Annotated in this window: 14 protein-coding genes and 3 pseudogenes; 12 read left to right on the top strand and 5 right to left on the bottom strand. The window is 36.3% G+C overall.

Annotated features, from left to right (window positions below):
* The first annotated feature begins 10 nt into the window (after positions 1-10).
* From A3835_03990 to A3835_03935, 12 genes and pseudogenes are all read left to right on the top strand, one after another.
* Positions 11-1,732 carry an oligoendopeptidase F gene (locus tag A3835_03990; protein ID ORI08683.1) on the top strand — a complete coding sequence of 574 codons (1,722 nt, stop codon included), beginning with the start codon at positions 11-13 and terminating at the stop codon, positions 1,730-1,732.
* A 1-nt stretch (position 1,733) separates the two neighbouring features.
* Positions 1,734-2,177: pseudogene (locus tag A3835_03985) on the top strand (hypothetical protein).
* A gap of 56 nt (positions 2,178-2,233) precedes the next feature.
* The gene (locus A3835_03980) at positions 2,234-4,303 is read left to right on the top strand and encodes an ATP-dependent DNA helicase (protein ID ORI08768.1); all 2,070 of its coding nucleotides are present in this window, start codon (positions 2,234-2,236) and stop codon (positions 4,301-4,303) included.
* On the top strand, positions 4,300-5,121 hold the full coding sequence (gene truB / locus A3835_03975) for a tRNA pseudouridine(55) synthase TruB (protein ID ORI08682.1): 822 nt from the start codon (positions 4,300-4,302) through the stop codon (positions 5,119-5,121). The genes A3835_03980 and truB overlap by 4 nt, the downstream gene beginning before the upstream one ends.
* Positions 5,115-5,345 (top strand): carbon storage regulator, encoded by a 231-nt coding sequence (locus tag A3835_03970; protein ORI08681.1) that lies wholly within the window; start codon positions 5,115-5,117, stop codon positions 5,343-5,345. Before truB ends, A3835_03970 begins: the two co-directional genes overlap by 7 nt.
* Entirely contained in the window at positions 5,342-6,085 is a 744-nt protein-coding gene (locus A3835_03965) for a 4-(cytidine 5'-diphospho)-2-C-methyl-D-erythritol kinase (GenBank protein ID ORI08680.1), read from the top strand. The genes A3835_03970 and A3835_03965 overlap by 4 nt, the downstream gene beginning before the upstream one ends.
* A gap of 14 nt (positions 6,086-6,099) precedes the next feature.
* A pseudogene (locus A3835_03960) lies at positions 6,100-6,551 on the top strand (SsrA-binding protein).
* Between the two features lie 8 nt (positions 6,552-6,559).
* A complete protein-coding gene (locus A3835_03955; protein ORI08679.1) occupies positions 6,560-7,156 on the top strand; it encodes a thioredoxin in 597 nt (198 codons plus the stop codon).
* Positions 7,157-7,218: 62 nt separating this feature from the next.
* Positions 7,219-7,653 carry a flagellar biosynthesis protein FlgB gene (locus tag A3835_03950; GenBank protein ID ORI08678.1) on the top strand — a complete coding sequence of 145 codons (435 nt, stop codon included), beginning with the start codon at positions 7,219-7,221 and terminating at the stop codon, positions 7,651-7,653.
* Between the two features lie 8 nt (positions 7,654-7,661).
* On the top strand, positions 7,662-8,162 hold the full coding sequence (locus A3835_03945) for a flagellar basal body rod protein FlgC (GenBank protein ID ORI08677.1): 501 nt from the start codon (positions 7,662-7,664) through the stop codon (positions 8,160-8,162).
* Positions 8,162-8,455, top strand: coding sequence for a flagellar hook-basal body protein FliE (locus A3835_03940; GenBank protein ID ORI08676.1), 294 nt, complete (start codon positions 8,162-8,164; stop codon positions 8,453-8,455). Before A3835_03945 ends, A3835_03940 begins: the two co-directional genes overlap by 1 nt.
* An 8-nt stretch (positions 8,456-8,463) precedes the next feature.
* Positions 8,464-10,295: pseudogene (locus A3835_03935) on the top strand (penicillin-binding protein).
* A 112-nt stretch (positions 10,296-10,407) separates the two neighbouring features.
* Here A3835_03935 and A3835_03930 read toward each other — a convergent pair.
* From A3835_03930 to A3835_03910, 5 genes are all read right to left on the bottom strand, one after another.
* Positions 10,408-10,884, bottom strand: a complete 477-nt coding sequence (locus tag A3835_03930; GenBank protein ORI08767.1) for a hypothetical protein — start codon at positions 10,882-10,884, stop codon at positions 10,408-10,410.
* A gap of 77 nt (positions 10,885-10,961) precedes the next feature.
* Positions 10,962-11,393: a fatty-acid--CoA ligase gene (locus A3835_03925; GenBank protein ORI08675.1), complete on the bottom strand. Its 432-nt coding sequence runs from the start codon at positions 11,391-11,393 to the stop codon at positions 10,962-10,964.
* Positions 11,394-14,489, bottom strand: a complete 3,096-nt coding sequence (locus tag A3835_03920) for a hypothetical protein (protein ID ORI08674.1) — start codon at positions 14,487-14,489, stop codon at positions 11,394-11,396.
* Positions 14,490-14,534: 45 nt separating this feature from the next.
* Positions 14,535-15,092, bottom strand: coding sequence for a cytochrome C (locus A3835_03915; protein ORI08673.1), 558 nt, complete (start codon positions 15,090-15,092; stop codon positions 14,535-14,537).
* A gap of 92 nt (positions 15,093-15,184) precedes the next feature.
* Positions 15,185-16,459: a hypothetical protein gene (locus tag A3835_03910; protein ID ORI08672.1), complete on the bottom strand. Its 1,275-nt coding sequence runs from the start codon at positions 16,457-16,459 to the stop codon at positions 15,185-15,187.
* Between the last annotated feature and the right edge of the window lie 26 nt (positions 16,460-16,485).

Raw genomic sequence — 16,485 nt, 5'->3', positions numbered from 1 at the left:
AAGGAAATTTATGCAGGTTTGGGATCTAAAAGCACTTTTTACAAATGAAAAAGAATGCGAGCAAAATGCACGAAATTTACAAAAAGAGTGCAAAAAATTTAAAGATATATACCTAGAAAAATATGAAAATTTAAAAACAGATGAGTTTTTAAAGGCATTTGGCGAATATGAAAGCTTGATAGCTAAAATTTCAAAAGTAATGACTTATGCTTTTTTAAATTTTGCCAAAGATACAAGCAAGGGTGCATTTTACGCAAAGATCGATGAGATAGCAACAAAAGCAAATGAAAATTTGATATTTTTTGAGATCAAATTTAATGAGTTTAGCCCTAAAAAACAAGAAGAAATTATCAAAAGCTCTAAAAAATATGGCTACTATCTAAGCAATCTCGCTAAAGCAAAACCACACCAACTAAGCGTTGCCGAAGAAAGAGTCTTACTTCGCACTGCAAGCACTGGGGCTGAGGGCTTTTCAAGGCTTTTTGATGAGAGTATGAGCAAGATGAGGTTTAAATTTAAAGGCGAGCTTTTAAGCGAAGAGGAAATTTTAGCTAAGCTTCATGATAACGATCAAAACGTGCGAAAACTAGCCGCCAAAAGCCTTTCAAATGAGCTTAGCAAACACCAGCACCTTCTTGGCTATATATATAATATGATAAAAACCGATCTAAAAACGAGCTACGAGCTGCGAAATTTCAAGTTTCCTGAAGAGCCAAGACACCTTGAAAATCAAATCACCAAAAAAAGCGTTGATTCGCTCATTGCCGTAACTGAGAAAAATTTTGACCTAGTCTCTAAATTTTACGAGCGAAAAAGAGAAATTTTAGGCCTTAAAAAGCTTTATGACTACGATAGATACGCGCCTCTTAGCAGCGAGGGCGAGTATAAATTTGATGAGTGCAAAAAGATAGTTTTAAAAGCATTTTCAAATTTCTCAAGCAAGTTTGGCGAAATCGCTAAAAGTGCCTTTAGTGACGGTTGGATCGACGTTTATCCAGCGCCAAACAAGCGAGGCGGGGCATTTTCTCACTCAGGATCAAGCGACACGCATCCTTATGTTTTGCTAAATCACACAAACCAAAGACGCGATCTATTTACACTAGCTCACGAGCTTGGTCACGCCGTGCATCAAAAGCTCTCATATAGCGTAAGCTACCTAAACTCAGACACGCCACTAACCACAGCCGAGACGGCTTCAGTCTTTTGCGAGATGCTAGTTTTTGACCACATAAAAGACGGCCTTAGCAAAAAAGAGAAAATTTCACTACTCGCTGGAAAGATCGAGGATATATTTGCCACGCTTTACCGCCAGATAAATTTCACCACTTTTGAGCGAGCTGTACACGCACATGAGGGCGAGATCAGTTTAGATGAGCTAAATAAAATTTGGCTAAAAGAAAGTAAAAAGATGTTTGGTAAAAGTGTAACGCTAAATGACTACTACAAAATTTGGTGGAGCTACATCCCGCACTTCATCCACACGCCGTTTTACTGCTATGCCTACTCTTACGCGCAGCTTCTAGTGCTTGCACTTTTTGGACTTTACAAAAGCGGCAAATGCAAAAATTTTGTAGAAATTTACACCGAGTTTTTAAGCCTTGGTGGCAGCCTTAGCCCAAGGGAGCTTGTTGGTAAATTTGGCTTTGATATCGATGATAAAAATTTCTGGCAGATCGGTATAAACGAGGTTAAAAAGCTAGTAGATGAGTTTTTAGAAATTTCAAAGGAATAAGATGTTAGACGAAATTTTAGATGATGAGAAATTTTCGCTTTTGATGAAGATGCACGTCTATGAATGCATTGATTTTTTGCTTGAAAAAGGGGTAAATTTCTCAGTTATGGCAAATTTACCGCTAGTTAGCTTTGAGCCAAGCTTACCAGATGAGATAAGTAGAAGCTTTAGCATGCCAGTCATTATGTTTTCACTTGGTGGCTATACGCTTGAGAGTGCAAAGTTAACGCAAGATGAGCTTAGTTTTGAGGCTGGCTTTGGTAGTGAAAATTTTGCCTCAGTGGTCTCCTTTCCGCTCGGTGCAGTGGTTCAAATTTTGGTTGAAAATAGCCCGATCCTTGTAAATTTCTCTATCTACAAGCCAAAAGAGAAGCAAGTCGATCACGCTAAAAAATCAGCCTCAGTCTTTTTGCAAAACCCAAAAAATAAAGATATATTTAAGAAAAATAGTAATTTTAAGCATTTTTGGCTAAAATCAAAAGAAAATTTAAAAAGCAAAAAATGGAAAAATTACTATCAAATTTAAACGAATCTCAGCGCGAAGCAGCTACTCATATAGATGGCTCGATGCTCATACTTGCAGGAGCTGGCAGCGGCAAGACAAAGACAATCACAACTAGACTTGCCTACCTCATCGGTGAGGTCGGTATAGATGCGGCAAATACACTAACTCTTACTTTTACAAACAAAGCCGCCAACGAGATGCGAAGTAGAGCCATGGCGATGCTAAGCCAAAGTGGCAAAAACTACTCACCGCTGCTTTGTACATTTCACAAATTTGGACTTTTGTTTTTAAAACTCTATATAGAAAAGCTTGGCAGAAAAAATAATTTCGTCATAATCGACACAGATGATAAAAAACGCATCATCAAAAGCTTTGAAAGTCCAGTTGCCACGGCGATTTTGTCAAGCGAAATTTCAAACTACAAAAATTCACTTTTAAGCGTCGAAGAGGTCTATAAAAACGCAAATTTCTCTTCATTTGACAAGAGCAAGGATAACTTTTACAAACAAGCTGCTCAAATTTATGAAAAATATGAAGATTATCTCAAAACAAATAATCTTGTTGATTTTGATGATCTGCTTGGGCTTACTTATAAAATTTTAGATGAAAACGAAGATCTTGCTAGAGAAATTTCAAACCGCTACAAATACATAATGGTCGATGAGTATCAAGATACAAACGACCTTCAGTATAAACTGCTAAAAAAGCTCTGTCTATGCCACGAAAACATCTGCGTCGTGGGCGATGATGATCAAAGCATCTACGGCTGGCGTGGCGCGAAAATAGATAATATCTTAAATTTCAAAGATCAGTTTAAAGATGTAAAGATCATTAGACTTGAGAAGAACTACCGCTCGAGCGAGGCAATACTAAAAGCCGCAAATGAGCTGATAGATCATAACCGCAACCGCCTTGGCAAGAAGCTAGTGGGCACAAAAGGCGAAGGCGAGGCCGTAAATTTGATAGAGAGCTTTGATGAGAGCGTTGAGGCTGGTAAGATCGCAAAATGTATAAAAGAGCTTTTAAGCAAAGGCGTGCAAGCAAAAGATATCGCGATCTTATACCGCATAAACGCGCTCTCTCGCTCACTTGAAGATGGACTAAACAAAGAGCAGATCGCCTATAAAATGGTCGGTGGTGTAAAATTTTACGAAAGAGCCGAGATCAAAGATATCATAAGCTACCTAAGGCTGATAAATAATCCAAACGATGATTTTTCAATAAGGCGCATCATAAACCGTCCAAAGCGCGGCCTTGGTAAAGTAAGCCTTGATAAGCTTGAAAAAATGGCATTTGAGGGCAAAATTTCCATTTACGAGGCGATCTCAAACATCTCTGATAACGATGAAGCCTTTAGTAAAAAGGTGAAATCGGCACTTGTTGAGTTTGCGAACAGCCTAAAAGAGCTTCAAGAAAGCAGCTCGGTTTTTGACCTAATAGATAAATTTGAAGCTAAATTTGGCGTGAAAAAATACTACGAGAGCCTGCCAGATGGTGCTGAAAGAGCGGCAAACATCGACGAGTTTTACGCGGTTTTAAAAGATCAAATCAAACAAAATCCAAGCTTTGATCTAGAGGAATTTCTAAACGAGATCACACTAACAAGCGAGCAAGATGGCATCAGCGACGAGGCTATTAGCATCATGAGCGTGCATGCGAGCAAGGGTCTTGAATTTGAGCACCTTTTTGTTATCGGTCTTGAAGAGGGATTTTTTCCACTCATCGGCGATGGCAGCGACATCGAAGAAGAACGCAGACTTGCATACGTGGCGATCACAAGAGCTAAAAAGACACTTAGTCTAAGCTTTGCAAATTCGCGCTTTTACAAGGGTCAGCGCACGAGGCTAAATAAGAGTAGATTTTTAAGTGAGAGCGGTATCACGCATGGCTCGCTAGTCATCGAAAAGAGTAATGAATTTAAAAAAGGCGACTTGGTTAAGCATAAAATTTTTGGTATCGGTAGGGTGAGTGCGGTTAGTAAGATCAAAAAAGAGTTTAAGCTCACTATAAATTTTGGTGGCAACGTAAGAGAGATCATGTCAAGCTTCGTGGAAAAGGCCGTATGAACGCCATCTTCGTGGCAAATAAGCCAGCTGGCATGAGCTCAAACCACTTTTTAGGGCGATTAAAGAGAAAATACGGCGTTAAAAAAGCTGGATTTTCAGGTACACTTGATCCATTTGCTAGTGGCTGCCTAATAGTCGCTTTTGGCTCGTATACGAAATTTTTTAGATTTTTAGATAAAAGTCCAAAAGTCTATGAAGCTACGATCTGGCTAGGGGCAAGTAGTCCTAGCATGGATAATGAAAATATCACTGAAATTTCAAATGTAAAAGAGCTAAGTTTAGAAAGACTTGAAGCCATAAGAGGCGAGCTAACAGGCAAGATAAGCTATGTCCCGCCAAAATTTAGCGCCAAACATGTAAATGGCATAAGAGCTTACAAGTTAGCAAGAAGCGGCGAGGAATTTGAGCTAAAGCCAGAGATAATGGAAATTTATGAGAGTGAAATTTTGAATTATTCACACCCTTTTTTGACACTTCGTTTAAGTGTAAGTGAGGGTAGTTACATCCGCTCTTATGCAGAAATTTTTGGAAAAAAGTTTGGTTATAATGTAACTTTAAGCTCATTAAAAAGGATAAGTGAAGGCAAATTTTGCTACGAAAATGAAAAATTTTTAAATATTTGTGATTTTTTAAACATTCAGAAGAATACATACTTTGGGGAAATAAATGATATTCTTGATGGTAAGAAATTAAAAATTAACGATTTTGAAACACAAAAGCAAGGAATTTATTTGCTAAATTATGATAAATTTATGAGCGTAATCCAAATCACGGATGATACTATAAATTACACTCTAAATAAGGTTGAAAAATGTTAATCCTCGCAAGAAAAGAAAATGAAGAAATTTTAATAGGAAATGACATAAAAGTTGTCATAGTAAATATTTCAAAAAATACCGTTAAACTCGGTATCGAAGCGCCACGAAATACAATGATACTAAGAAGCGAATTAGCAAATGATATCAAAAATGAAAATATCCATGCCACAAAAACTGCAAGTGAAGCCGATATCCACGAGCTAGCCAAAAAAATCGAGAAATGAAAAGCTTTGCAAAGATAAATATATTTTTAAAGATAGTTGGCACTAGAGGTAGCTACCACGAAATTTTATCGCGCTTTATCCTCTGTGAGCAGCTTTTTGATGAAATTTATTTTAAGAAATCAGATTTGTTTGCTATAGAATGCAATAACCGCGATATAAAAGATAACATCATCCAAAAAGCGGTAGATGAGCTAAAAAGAGCCGGCTTTTCAAACGAGTTAGATGAGTTTTTTAGCTCTCATAAAATCATCATCAACAAAAATATCCCAATAGGTGCTGGTCTAGGAGGAGGCAGTTCAAATGCTGCCACCTTTTTGCTAATGGTAAATGACGAGCTAAATTTAAATATAAAACGTGAAAATTTGATGCAAATAGCGTCTAAAATCGGCGCAGATGTGGCCTTTTTTGTAAGTGGCTACAAGGCAGCAAATGCAAGCGGCATAGGCGAGATCATAGAAGAATTTGACGATGAAGTGCCAAATTTAAATATCTTCACGCCAAATGTTTTTTGCTCCACACCGATGGTTTATCAAGAATTTAGAAGCAATTTCTTACAATACATAGACGTTAATGCTGCAAAAAAGATGAAAAATTTAAAGAGCAAAGAGCTACTTGAAATTTATAAAAACGAGGAGCTAAACGATCTTTTTGCCCCATGCTTTAAGCTCTATCCACAGATGAATGAGTTTAGGGATAAATTTCTAAGCGGCAGCGGCAGTAGCGTATTTAGCGTAAAATAAAAGGTAAAATTTTGATAAAAGATCTAGCAAAAAACAAGAAAGCTTTGCACGACTTTAGCATACTTGAGACCTTTGAAGCTGGCATCGTGCTAAAAGGCAGCGAGGTCAAGGCTCTAAGGCTGGCAGAGCAAATTTAAAAGATAGCTTTGTGCGTGTCATAAAGGGCGAGCTTTTCTTACTAAACGCCCATATCAGCTATCTTGAGACTACACACAGCGCATTTCGTCCAAATGAACGAGCAGCCAGAAAACTTTTGATGCATAGAAAGCAGATCGATAAAATTTTCGGTCAAGTCTCACAAGATGGACTTGCTCTAGTCGTTTTGGCGCTTTATCTAAGCGACAAAAATATCGTAAAAGCAAGGCTAGCCCTTGCAAAAGGTAAAAATTTACACGACAAGCGCGAGACTTTAAAAAGACGCGAGGCAGACAAAGAGGCAAGAGCTGCCATAAAAAGATATGTTTAAGGGATAAGATGAAAAATTTACTCGTTTTAATGATCGCTTTATTTGCTTTTTTTGGTTGCGGCGATGATGAGAGCAGCAGCGTAAATTTTAAAGAATTTAGCCCAAACGAAGAGGTTAAGCTCGTAGATGTAAGCGGCAAAGAGCTTACTTTGGTGCGTAAAAATGGCGGTTTTGCTATCAAAAATGATGAAAATAAGGTTTTAATGATCGACATTTTTGGCACATTTTGCCCGCCTTGCCAAAAAGAGGCAGCTGAGCTTACAAAATATCAGCTTGAAAACAAAGATAAATTTACACTAATTGGACTAACTCATTTTGAAAATGTCACAAATGAGTATGTTTTACACGAATTTATGCAAAAATTTAACGCCTATTATTTCATAACAAACGATCAAAAGATAAATGATAGACTTGCCGAGCAGATCGTAAGAGACATCGAATATAAACACGAGATCGCACTACCTTTTAAGGTCGTGATAAAAAATGGCGAATATCAAATTTTAACAGACGTAGATAGCGGACAATACGGGGTAAAATACTATCTTGGTGGTATAAAAGTCACAAAAATGAAAGAAGATCTGGCAAAAATTTATGAGACAAAATAAATTTGCCCTATATTTGGAACATCGTTTGCTTATAAAAATGTGAAATTTCATAAGGATTTTAAATGTTTGTTTTAGATAAATCAAAATCTAGCCCACTTGTTGAATCAGCTCTTGCAGGCAGAGAACTACGCCAAAAACTAATCTCTGGCAATCTTGCAAACGTTGATACACCATTTTACAAGGCTAGAGATGTAAGATTTGAAGATGTTTTAAGAGAAAAAGCAAATGAAATTTATAACGTTTCAGAGAGCAAAAAACTAAATTTAGCTAAGACAAACGAAGCGCACATGGCTGCGGTTGATTTCCCAAAAAGCGACACAGCTCAAATTTTCTTGCGTGATGGTCACATGGCTAGAAATGACGCAAATACAGTCGATCTTGATGTTGAGACAACAGAAATGGGTAAAAACACAGTTATGATAAACGCCCTTGATAGCGCCTACAAGGCTCAGGGCAATATCTTTAAAAGCGTAATAGACGCAAGTGCTAAGAACTAGGAGAGATGATGTCGTACTTAAATGATTTTGATATTAGTGGATACGGACTAAGCGCACAACGTTTCAGAATGAATGTCATCAGCTCAAACATAGCAAATGCTCAAACTACAAGAACGGCTGAAGGCGGACCATATAGAAGGCAAGAGGTCATCTTTAAAGAGATGAACTTTGATAAAATTTTAAACGATCAGCTTAAAAGCTCACAAAGTCTACTCGAGTATGAAAATCCGCTTGACGATCCAAGCTCACCAAGAAACGCTCACCCTACCCTAACTAGCGTGATCGTAGATAAAGTGGTGCGTGATGACAAGGACTTTCAGCTAAAATATGATCCAAACCATCCAGACGCAAATGCAAATGGCTACGTCGCATTTCCAAATATAAACCCAGTCATCGAGATGGCTGACTTGCTCGAGGCGACAAGAGCTTATCAAGCAAATGTAGCGTCATTTCAAAACGCAAAAACAATAGCACAAAGTGCGATATCACTTATTTCAGGACAAGCATAATGATAAATAGTATAAATTTAGATAAGTTAAATAAAAACGAAAATTCAAACAAAATAGCAAAAGCAGGCGAAGAAGGCGGCTTTGAAAACGCATTAAACGACTCTTTAAAAGAGCTAAACAAGGTTCAAATTAATGCTGATAAAGCCATCGCAGACCTTGCAACTGGCGAGGTAAAAGACCTGCACCAAGCAGCTATTGCTATCGGCAAGGCAGAGACTAGTATGAAGCTTATGCTAGAAATTCGCAACAAAGCGCTAAGCGCGTACAAAGAAATTTCAAGAACGCAAATTTAAGCCATTGAATGAATTCCAGAAAATCAAAAATAACCATACTTTTTTTATTAATTACTTTTGGAATTTCAATCTTTGTGCTTGTTATTTTTTATAGAGCAAGCATCGAGCGAAAGCTCCTAAGCTTCAAACAAGCGACGTAAATACCGCGATCCGTGGCAACATCGTCACGAAAGACGGCTTTAGCATCTCATCAAGCCAAAAACTCTACAAAGTGATGCTTGACACCAGAAATATCGATCCAAATAAAAAAGAGATGTTTATCAAGCTCTACTCGCTTTACAGCGGTGACGATCCAAACAAAGTAAGAAAGATCATAAACGGCACAAAAGGTCTTGTCACACTCTCTTATAGTATAGACGCGAAAGGCGCTACCTATCTTCAAGAGCTCTCAAGAAAGTTAAATCGCAAGAGTATTTTGGTTTCATATCTTGACCCAAAAACAGGCCTTGCTTCATTTCAGGGCATGAGAGTAATGGAGAGCGGACAAAATCGTAAATTTATGTCAAAAGATGCCCTCACACCAGCTATTGGCTACGTGAGCAAAACTGAAAGTGACGCACTTACAAAAAGTAAAGGCGTAAAAGGTCTTGAGAGATATTATGAAGATTATTTAGCACCTATACAAAATGCAAAAATTTTAGGGCCTCGTGATATTGGAAACAATATCATTTTAACAAGTGACTCGAATTTAGCAACAAGAGTAGATGGCTACAATGCGGTGCTTTCTATACCATTAAAATTTCAAACCAAACTAGAGCAAATTTTAGATGAAAAGCGTGAATTTCTAGATGCAAAAGAGCTAGTCATCTGTATAATGAATAGCAAAAATGGAGAAATTTTAGCCCTAGCTTCTAGCTCAAGGTATGATCCTTCGAATATAAGAAAGCAAGATTATAGCGCTCTAAATTCGACCGTTAGCGAATATGCTTATGAAGTTGGCTCAGTTTTTAAACCATTTATATTTTCTATCTTACTTCAAGAGAAGAAAGTAAATCCATTCGAGCTTGTAAATACCTATAATGGCCGATACCAACTTGGCAAAAGGATAATCAAAGATACCCATCCGGAGCCTTTTATGAGTGCTGAAGATATAATCGTACATAGCTCAAACATCGGTATGATTCAGCTTGTTGAGCGTTTAAATGGACCACAAATTTATCAAGGACTTTTAAATTTTGGCTTTTCAAGAAAGACTGGCATAGATCTACCTTACGAGCAAGTAGGTATGATGCCAACAGTTACAAAGCTAAACTCATCAACATATAAGGCGACTGTGAGCTACGGATACGGCTTGCAAGCTACATTTATGCAGCTTTTAAAAGCCTATAATACATTTAATAATAAAGGCATTGAAGTTACTCCTCACATGGTTGCCTACTTAGAGAGAAATGGAAAAAGATACGATTTGCCAAAGTCCGAGCCAGCTCAAGTTATATCACAAGAAACCGCAAAGATAATGAAGAGAATTTTAATAAAAACGGTTGAGAAAGGTACTGGACTAAAAGCCTTTACGCCAGGACTTGAGATAGGTGGCAAGACTGGAACTGCACACATTGCTTCAGGTAGTGGTGGATACAGCAACACCTACAATGGCTCATTTTTTGGCTTTGTGAACGACACAAGAGGCAATAGCTACACAATAGGCGTTTTAGCAAGGGATCCTAAAAGACCTTACTACTACTTCGGCGCTCAAAGTGCCTTGCCTATGTTTAAAAAGGCAGTTGATCTGATGGTTGAGGATGGATATTTATTTCCTGATGCAAATATAATAGCTGAGTTTGAAGCCAAAAAAGATAAGCTTAAAAATGATAAGACAAAACAAAAGCCTGCTTTGGACTAAAATTTTAAAAACAAAAAAGACCTAAAAACCAAGCAAAAACTAAATGTAAAAATTTCTCTTAATTTTTGGCGTTTTCTCTAATTGCAAAACCTTTAATGCTCTTAAAATACTTTTAACTTCTAATAGCAATTAAATTATAAATAGAAAATCTAAACTGATCAAAAAGATTTAAGCCTCTCATATTTTTAGAGGTTACCTCTTTGTCATCTTTGTAGTTTTTTCCGCCTAAAAAGAGCAGATAAATAAGCGGCATAACATAGTTAAATCTTAAGAAAAGCGCTACGATACAATGAAAAAAGCCGTAGTTATATCTGATACAAACATAAAAGCCATAAATTATACAGGCTATCATTAAAATTAAAAAAGCATAGAATACAAAGCTTAAACCAGTATAATCTGAAATATTTAAAAAGCTACAAACTAAAATAAAAGTACCTACCAAAGCAGGCAATATAATAATTGGAAAAATTAGATGAAATCCAATTAGATCAAATTTACTCGCATAAACCTTTATATTATATCTACCTGCTGGGATTATCAAAAAAATAGGCAATACGATTGAAAAGAAAATAAAATATACCACATACATAGAATCAATATCATAAGAACTCATTTTTATCCCAAACTTGATTTTAAGATATTTTAACTACACTTTTTTGAATAAATTTATCTACGATTTTTGCGATTTTCTATGCCGATTTTTTCACTCTCTTCTATTTCGACAATGTAGCTTGGATTTTTCTTTTTAGCCTCTTTATCCAAAAAACTAATGAGCTTTGCATCAGAATTTTTATGAGAACAGATTAAAATTATAAAATTTATATAGTTGTTTGCCTCTTTTGGCATGACTTGGTTATTTTTAGCTGGTATACTAAAATTTCCTACAAAAATTTGAATAAGTTCGAAAAGCTCGTTTTTACTTAAACTATTATCACCCGCAAGCTTTTCAAGCTTTTCGATCGTTATCTCTTCTTTTTCTAATGCAAGGTCCTTTATTTCGGCGCTATAATCTCTATTTCTTAAAAGTAAATAGATTAACGCACAAATTGCGATTAAAAGCAATATAATAAAGAAAACTATTAGACCTTTTATTAGCATCTAAAGCCTTGAGCAAAGTGATCGCTTTGTAAATGCTAAAACACTCATAAGCACCATTATTACGATACTAATCCAGACAAAATCAGGTACTGGTAATGGATCGCCAGCTGCATACGAGTGCATGCCAGCTAAATAAAAATTTACACCAAAATAAGTCATAATAATCGACCAATAAGCAAAGAAAGAGGCAACTGCAAACGCATATTGATTGTTTAGCTTTGGAATAAATCTTATATGAAGAACTGCGGCATAAACAAGTATCGAAACTAGCGCCCAAGTCTCCTTACTATCCCAGCCCCAATATCTACCCCAGCTCTCGTTTGCCCAAACACCGCCTAGAAAATTTCCAAGAGTAAGCAAGCTAAGTCCTAGTATCATAGCCATCTCATTTATACGAGTAGCTTCGAGGATATTGCGAGAAATTTCTGGATTTGGCTTTTTCTTATTTTGTAAAATGATAAGCAATAGCGTGAAGCCACCAAGTAATGCGCAAAGCCCTAAAAATCCATAACTTGCAGTAATGACAGAAACATGTATTGTTAGCCAGTAGCTTTGAAGCACTGGCACAAGTGTAGTGATCTGCGGATCCATCCAGCTAAGGTGCGCAACAAATAATGTAACGCCAGCCAATATAGACGTAAGAGCAAGAGCGATAGGGCTACGTTTTGCAAAGACGATACCAGAAAATCCCAGAGCCCAAGCGATATAGACCATCGATTCATAAGCGTTACTCCAAGGCGCATGTTCAGCAATGTACCAACGAAGCCCAAGCCCAACAGTATGAGCAAGAAAAGCTAGTAAATTTATAATGTATACAACTCTTACAATGCCATTTATCTGAACCTTTGGAGCTAGCATTTTGACAAAAACAAAAAATAAAAGCGCTAGGCCAGCCAAAAGATAAATCGGCGTCAATCGCTCAAAAATTTGAATTTTATTAAACAAAATTTCTATATTTATCTTTTCTTCACTTGGCATTACAGCAGAGCCGTACTTTTGCTGATAGGCTGAAATTTTATCAAGTGCAGCATCAGCCTTACTCCAATCATTATCTTTTGTTGCCGCATCAACTGCTGCAAAATACTCTCTCATCATATTAATGACTAGATCGGCCTCCTTAGGCGGAAAGTACATCATTGCACTAGCAGGCGAATACCAAGAGTTTGATGGGTCATCTTGTTTTGGAAAAATTTTAAAAATTTCACCAATAAATATCATATAAAAAACATTCAATCTCTCGTCGATCTTTATCACATCTTTATCAAATGTATTGCGTGATCCAGGGTGCTTACGATTAGCGATTTCGGCAAATTTTGTGAGTTTATATTCACTTCCGCCATCTTTTGTGGCTCTAAAAAAATCATTAAAACTTGCATATTTTGCATTTTCATCTATGCCAAGCTCTTTTTTTAGCTCCTTGCTTTGTCCAAGTGAGATAATTTTTTCACTTCGCCAAAAATCAGGCGTTACCATTATTGAAAGCATCGCTTGATTCGAATTTAGGCTATTTATGTTCTCGCTTCTATGTATTTTATTTAAAATTTCTTTGCTAAGAGTATCAAATGGCTTCATTCTACCATCTGAGCTTTGCACAATAAGTCTAGAAAGCTTTTGTGTGTGCTCTTTGCTGATATTAGGCAAAAAGTCTTCAGCCTTTAATGAGCTAAAATTTAAACTTAAAAGCATAATGGCAATGATAGCAACAACCTTTTTACCACCTTTTGTTGATTCATTGTCTATTAACTTAGCTAGTTTTCTAAAACGGCTACCAGGATTTACAACATTTAACACAAAGCCAAGTCCAAGTAGAAAGTAGCCAATATAAGTTGGTATCTTGCCTGGATCTTTATTGACAGAGAGAATGGTTCCTTTTTCGTCTGTATCGTATGAGCTTTGGAAGAATCTATAGCCATCATAGTCAAGTACATGATTCATATAAATTTTATAGTCAAGCCCTGACATGTTTGTATCATCTTTTACAATAACTTCACTTGAATAGCTCATAGGCGAATTTGAGCCAGGATATCTTTTAAGCTCAAAGTCTTTTAAGTATAAGCTAAACGGTAGTTTAACTTGCTGTGCGCCCCATGAGGCGTTAAATTTTTGTCCAGCCACAGCCAAGCGTGAAGGTTCTGTTAGGTTATAAAAAATATGCATCTCTTTACTCTCGCCTTTATAATTTAATTCAGCTATCAAGGCGTTAAATTCGCTATCTTTTGTACTAACTAGCTTTCTTGAAGCATGAGTCGAAACTAATCTTGGAGCAAAATTTATATTTGAAATAGTATAAAGACTGCCCATGCCAAAATCATTTACACTACCAGCCTTTAACTCAGTTTTTGAACTATCACTCATTGTAAATTTTGAAAGATCAGTATTTGAAGTAACTGTGAAATTTCCGTCCACTAATTTAAAAAGTACATATTTTTTACTCTCGTCTGGCTTAGCATTAAAGATAAAACTAATATCTGCAACTCTTGCTTCCTCTTCTTCTAACAAGAAGATTTCTTCACTTTCACTCTCGTTTGAAACCACAAATTCCACTACTGGTTGCCCATTTTTATCATCTACAAACTTATAGCTTGCATTTGGCACAAATTCTTTAAATTTTAAATTAGCTTCATTATCTGCTATTTTTAGCTTTAGATCAAAACCTTTTTTTGCATCAGAAAGTCCTAGTGGCAAAGCAGCGTTTATCTCTTCTCCATTATCGTTTAATGCGGTTAAATTTAAATAGGATATTTTTGTCGTAACGATATTTGACTGAGTTTTTTCTCTTATATGCATATCAGCCTCAAAGCCAAGATATCTTGTTATTCCGGCACCGATTAAGATAACGATAAAACCAAGGTGAAAGATAAGCGAAGGGAGTTTTTTTGGATCTATTAAGTTATATCTAAAGATATTATAGGTCAAATTTATACCAAGAAGTAGTTGAATGAGAGCAAACCAGCTGGCACCATAAACATAGTACCATGCAGCTTCTGTACTAGTTTTACTTTCTATTATCGTAGCGGCTCCACTAGCTATGGCAAAGATTATCATCAAAATGATAGCTGAGCCCATACTTAAAAATAATGATTTTGGATTTAACATCTGCTTCCTTTTATTTATATTATGACAAAGCTATCAAAGTAAAACTTATCTTAAATAACTGCCTTGCTTTGTTTGAGTAGAGACTGGTTTGTTTTCATTTGCGTCTTGTTCAGCAAATGCATCTTTACCTTTTAGATAGGCAAGAATCGCACCAAGGTCATTATTTGAAAGAATTTTGGCTTGGTTTTGCATTACATTTTTACCGCTTCCACCAAAACTTGAGTCGCTTCTATAAGAGATGATGCTATCTTCAATATCCTTAGCATCCATATTTTTTAGAGGTGTTGAACCAAATGGCCTTTTATCAGCATTCTCGCCATGACAGCTAGCACATTGCTTTTCATAAAGCTCCTTACCCAAAGAAACACTATATCTGCCCTTTCTATCAACGCCCAATTTTAAAATTCTATTATCTTTATAGCGTCTTGGATCTTCATCGACATAGACATTTACTTTTTCATTTCTATCATTAGCCTGCTTTTTTGCCATTTCAGCAAGTTCTTTACCAAACTCACCACGAGCTTCTATATAGTAGACTTGTGAAGCTGCAAAGGCATTTGCCACCAAAAAACACGCCAAAAAAGAAATTTTAATACTTTTCATAACTTTCCTTGAAATTTTGCTCTAAATTTAAAAATCCCGGATCAGATTGCTCCGACCTGGGATTATATCATAAGTTGATTAATGAGCTACGATTAGAATGAGTATTTAGCTTCAAATCTGAATTGATCTTCTTTGTTTTTAGCCTCATCAGCAAATTTTGAAGTTTTGAATGCATAGTATGAGCTAAATGTTAGCTTTTTGCTATACTCATATGCAAATCTTGGAGTAACCTCTTCAACTTTTTCTTTGCCATTTTCGCCAGCAGCTGCAGCGTGTTTAATGTGACCTTTTATGTAATCAACACCAACTGTAAATTTATCAAATGTATATCCAGCTGTTCCATATACTAGGTTTGCTTTTCCATCAGCCCAAGTTGGATCAAGTGTAAGCTCACCAACATCTATTAGACTACCTTTATCTTCAAGAGCAAATGATGTTACGCCTTTATTATCAACTTTCCAACCCATATAACCAGCTCTCAAATCAAAGCCAAATAGTGAAGCTGTAAGTTCGCCAGCATAGAAATTACCATCATTATAGTTTGCAACGCCATTAGATTCATCTATATCTTTAGAAAGATGTGCTTTTGCGCTTTTATCTACAGTAGTATTTATATAGTTAACTCTACCGCCCAAGCTAATATCATCATTAATAGCAAAATTTGCTGAAACATCAGCTGCAAGTAGATCAGCTAGATTTGTTAGGCTAGCATACCATAGTTGGAAATTGATAGGGTCATATGAACCAGCGATACCAGCTGCATATAGATTACCAACATCATAAATATTTAAGTAACCAGTATTTACATATAGATCTCCATCACTCTCAACACTATCACCCTCAATTGCATCAAAAGCTAAAGCAGTAAGTGTTAGTCCTTCAACATCTTCATTTACTACTCTTACACCAGTAGCGATAGCATCATCTGTAAAGAACGAGCCAATCTCTTGCTTACCAGCTGTTATAGTAGTGTTTCCGGCTTTATAACCAAGATAGAACTGATGAACTTCAAAGGCATTGGTTGTATTTGTTTTATCTGTACCAGTGCCTCTAGAACCTTGATTGCCCTGAGTATTATCACCAGATTTATCAGTAGCGTTATATCTTAAACCAATAACACCAAAGAAGTTATCATCGATAGCAGCTTTAAAATTTGTTACTGCTTTAAATTGATGACCAGCTTTTGAGCCAGACTCTGATTTTGTATTAGAAAACTCACCGTGTTTTTTATCGTTTGTATATCTATATCTTGCAAATCCTGAAAGATCTACATTTTTTATAGCTTCTTCAAGTGGAGTAGCACTTGCTACGCTTGAAAATGCACCTAAAGCAACCAAAGCGGCTAAACTAATTTTTGTTAGTTTCATTTTTTCTCCTTTTAAGGTTTTGTGCT

It is taken from the genome of Campylobacter concisus (genome assembly GCA_002092835.1).
In the GTDB taxonomy this organism is placed as follows: Bacteria; Campylobacterota; Campylobacteria; order Campylobacterales; family Campylobacteraceae; genus Campylobacter_A; species Campylobacter_A concisus_K.
This window is presented reverse-complemented; position numbering and strand designations above follow the sequence as displayed.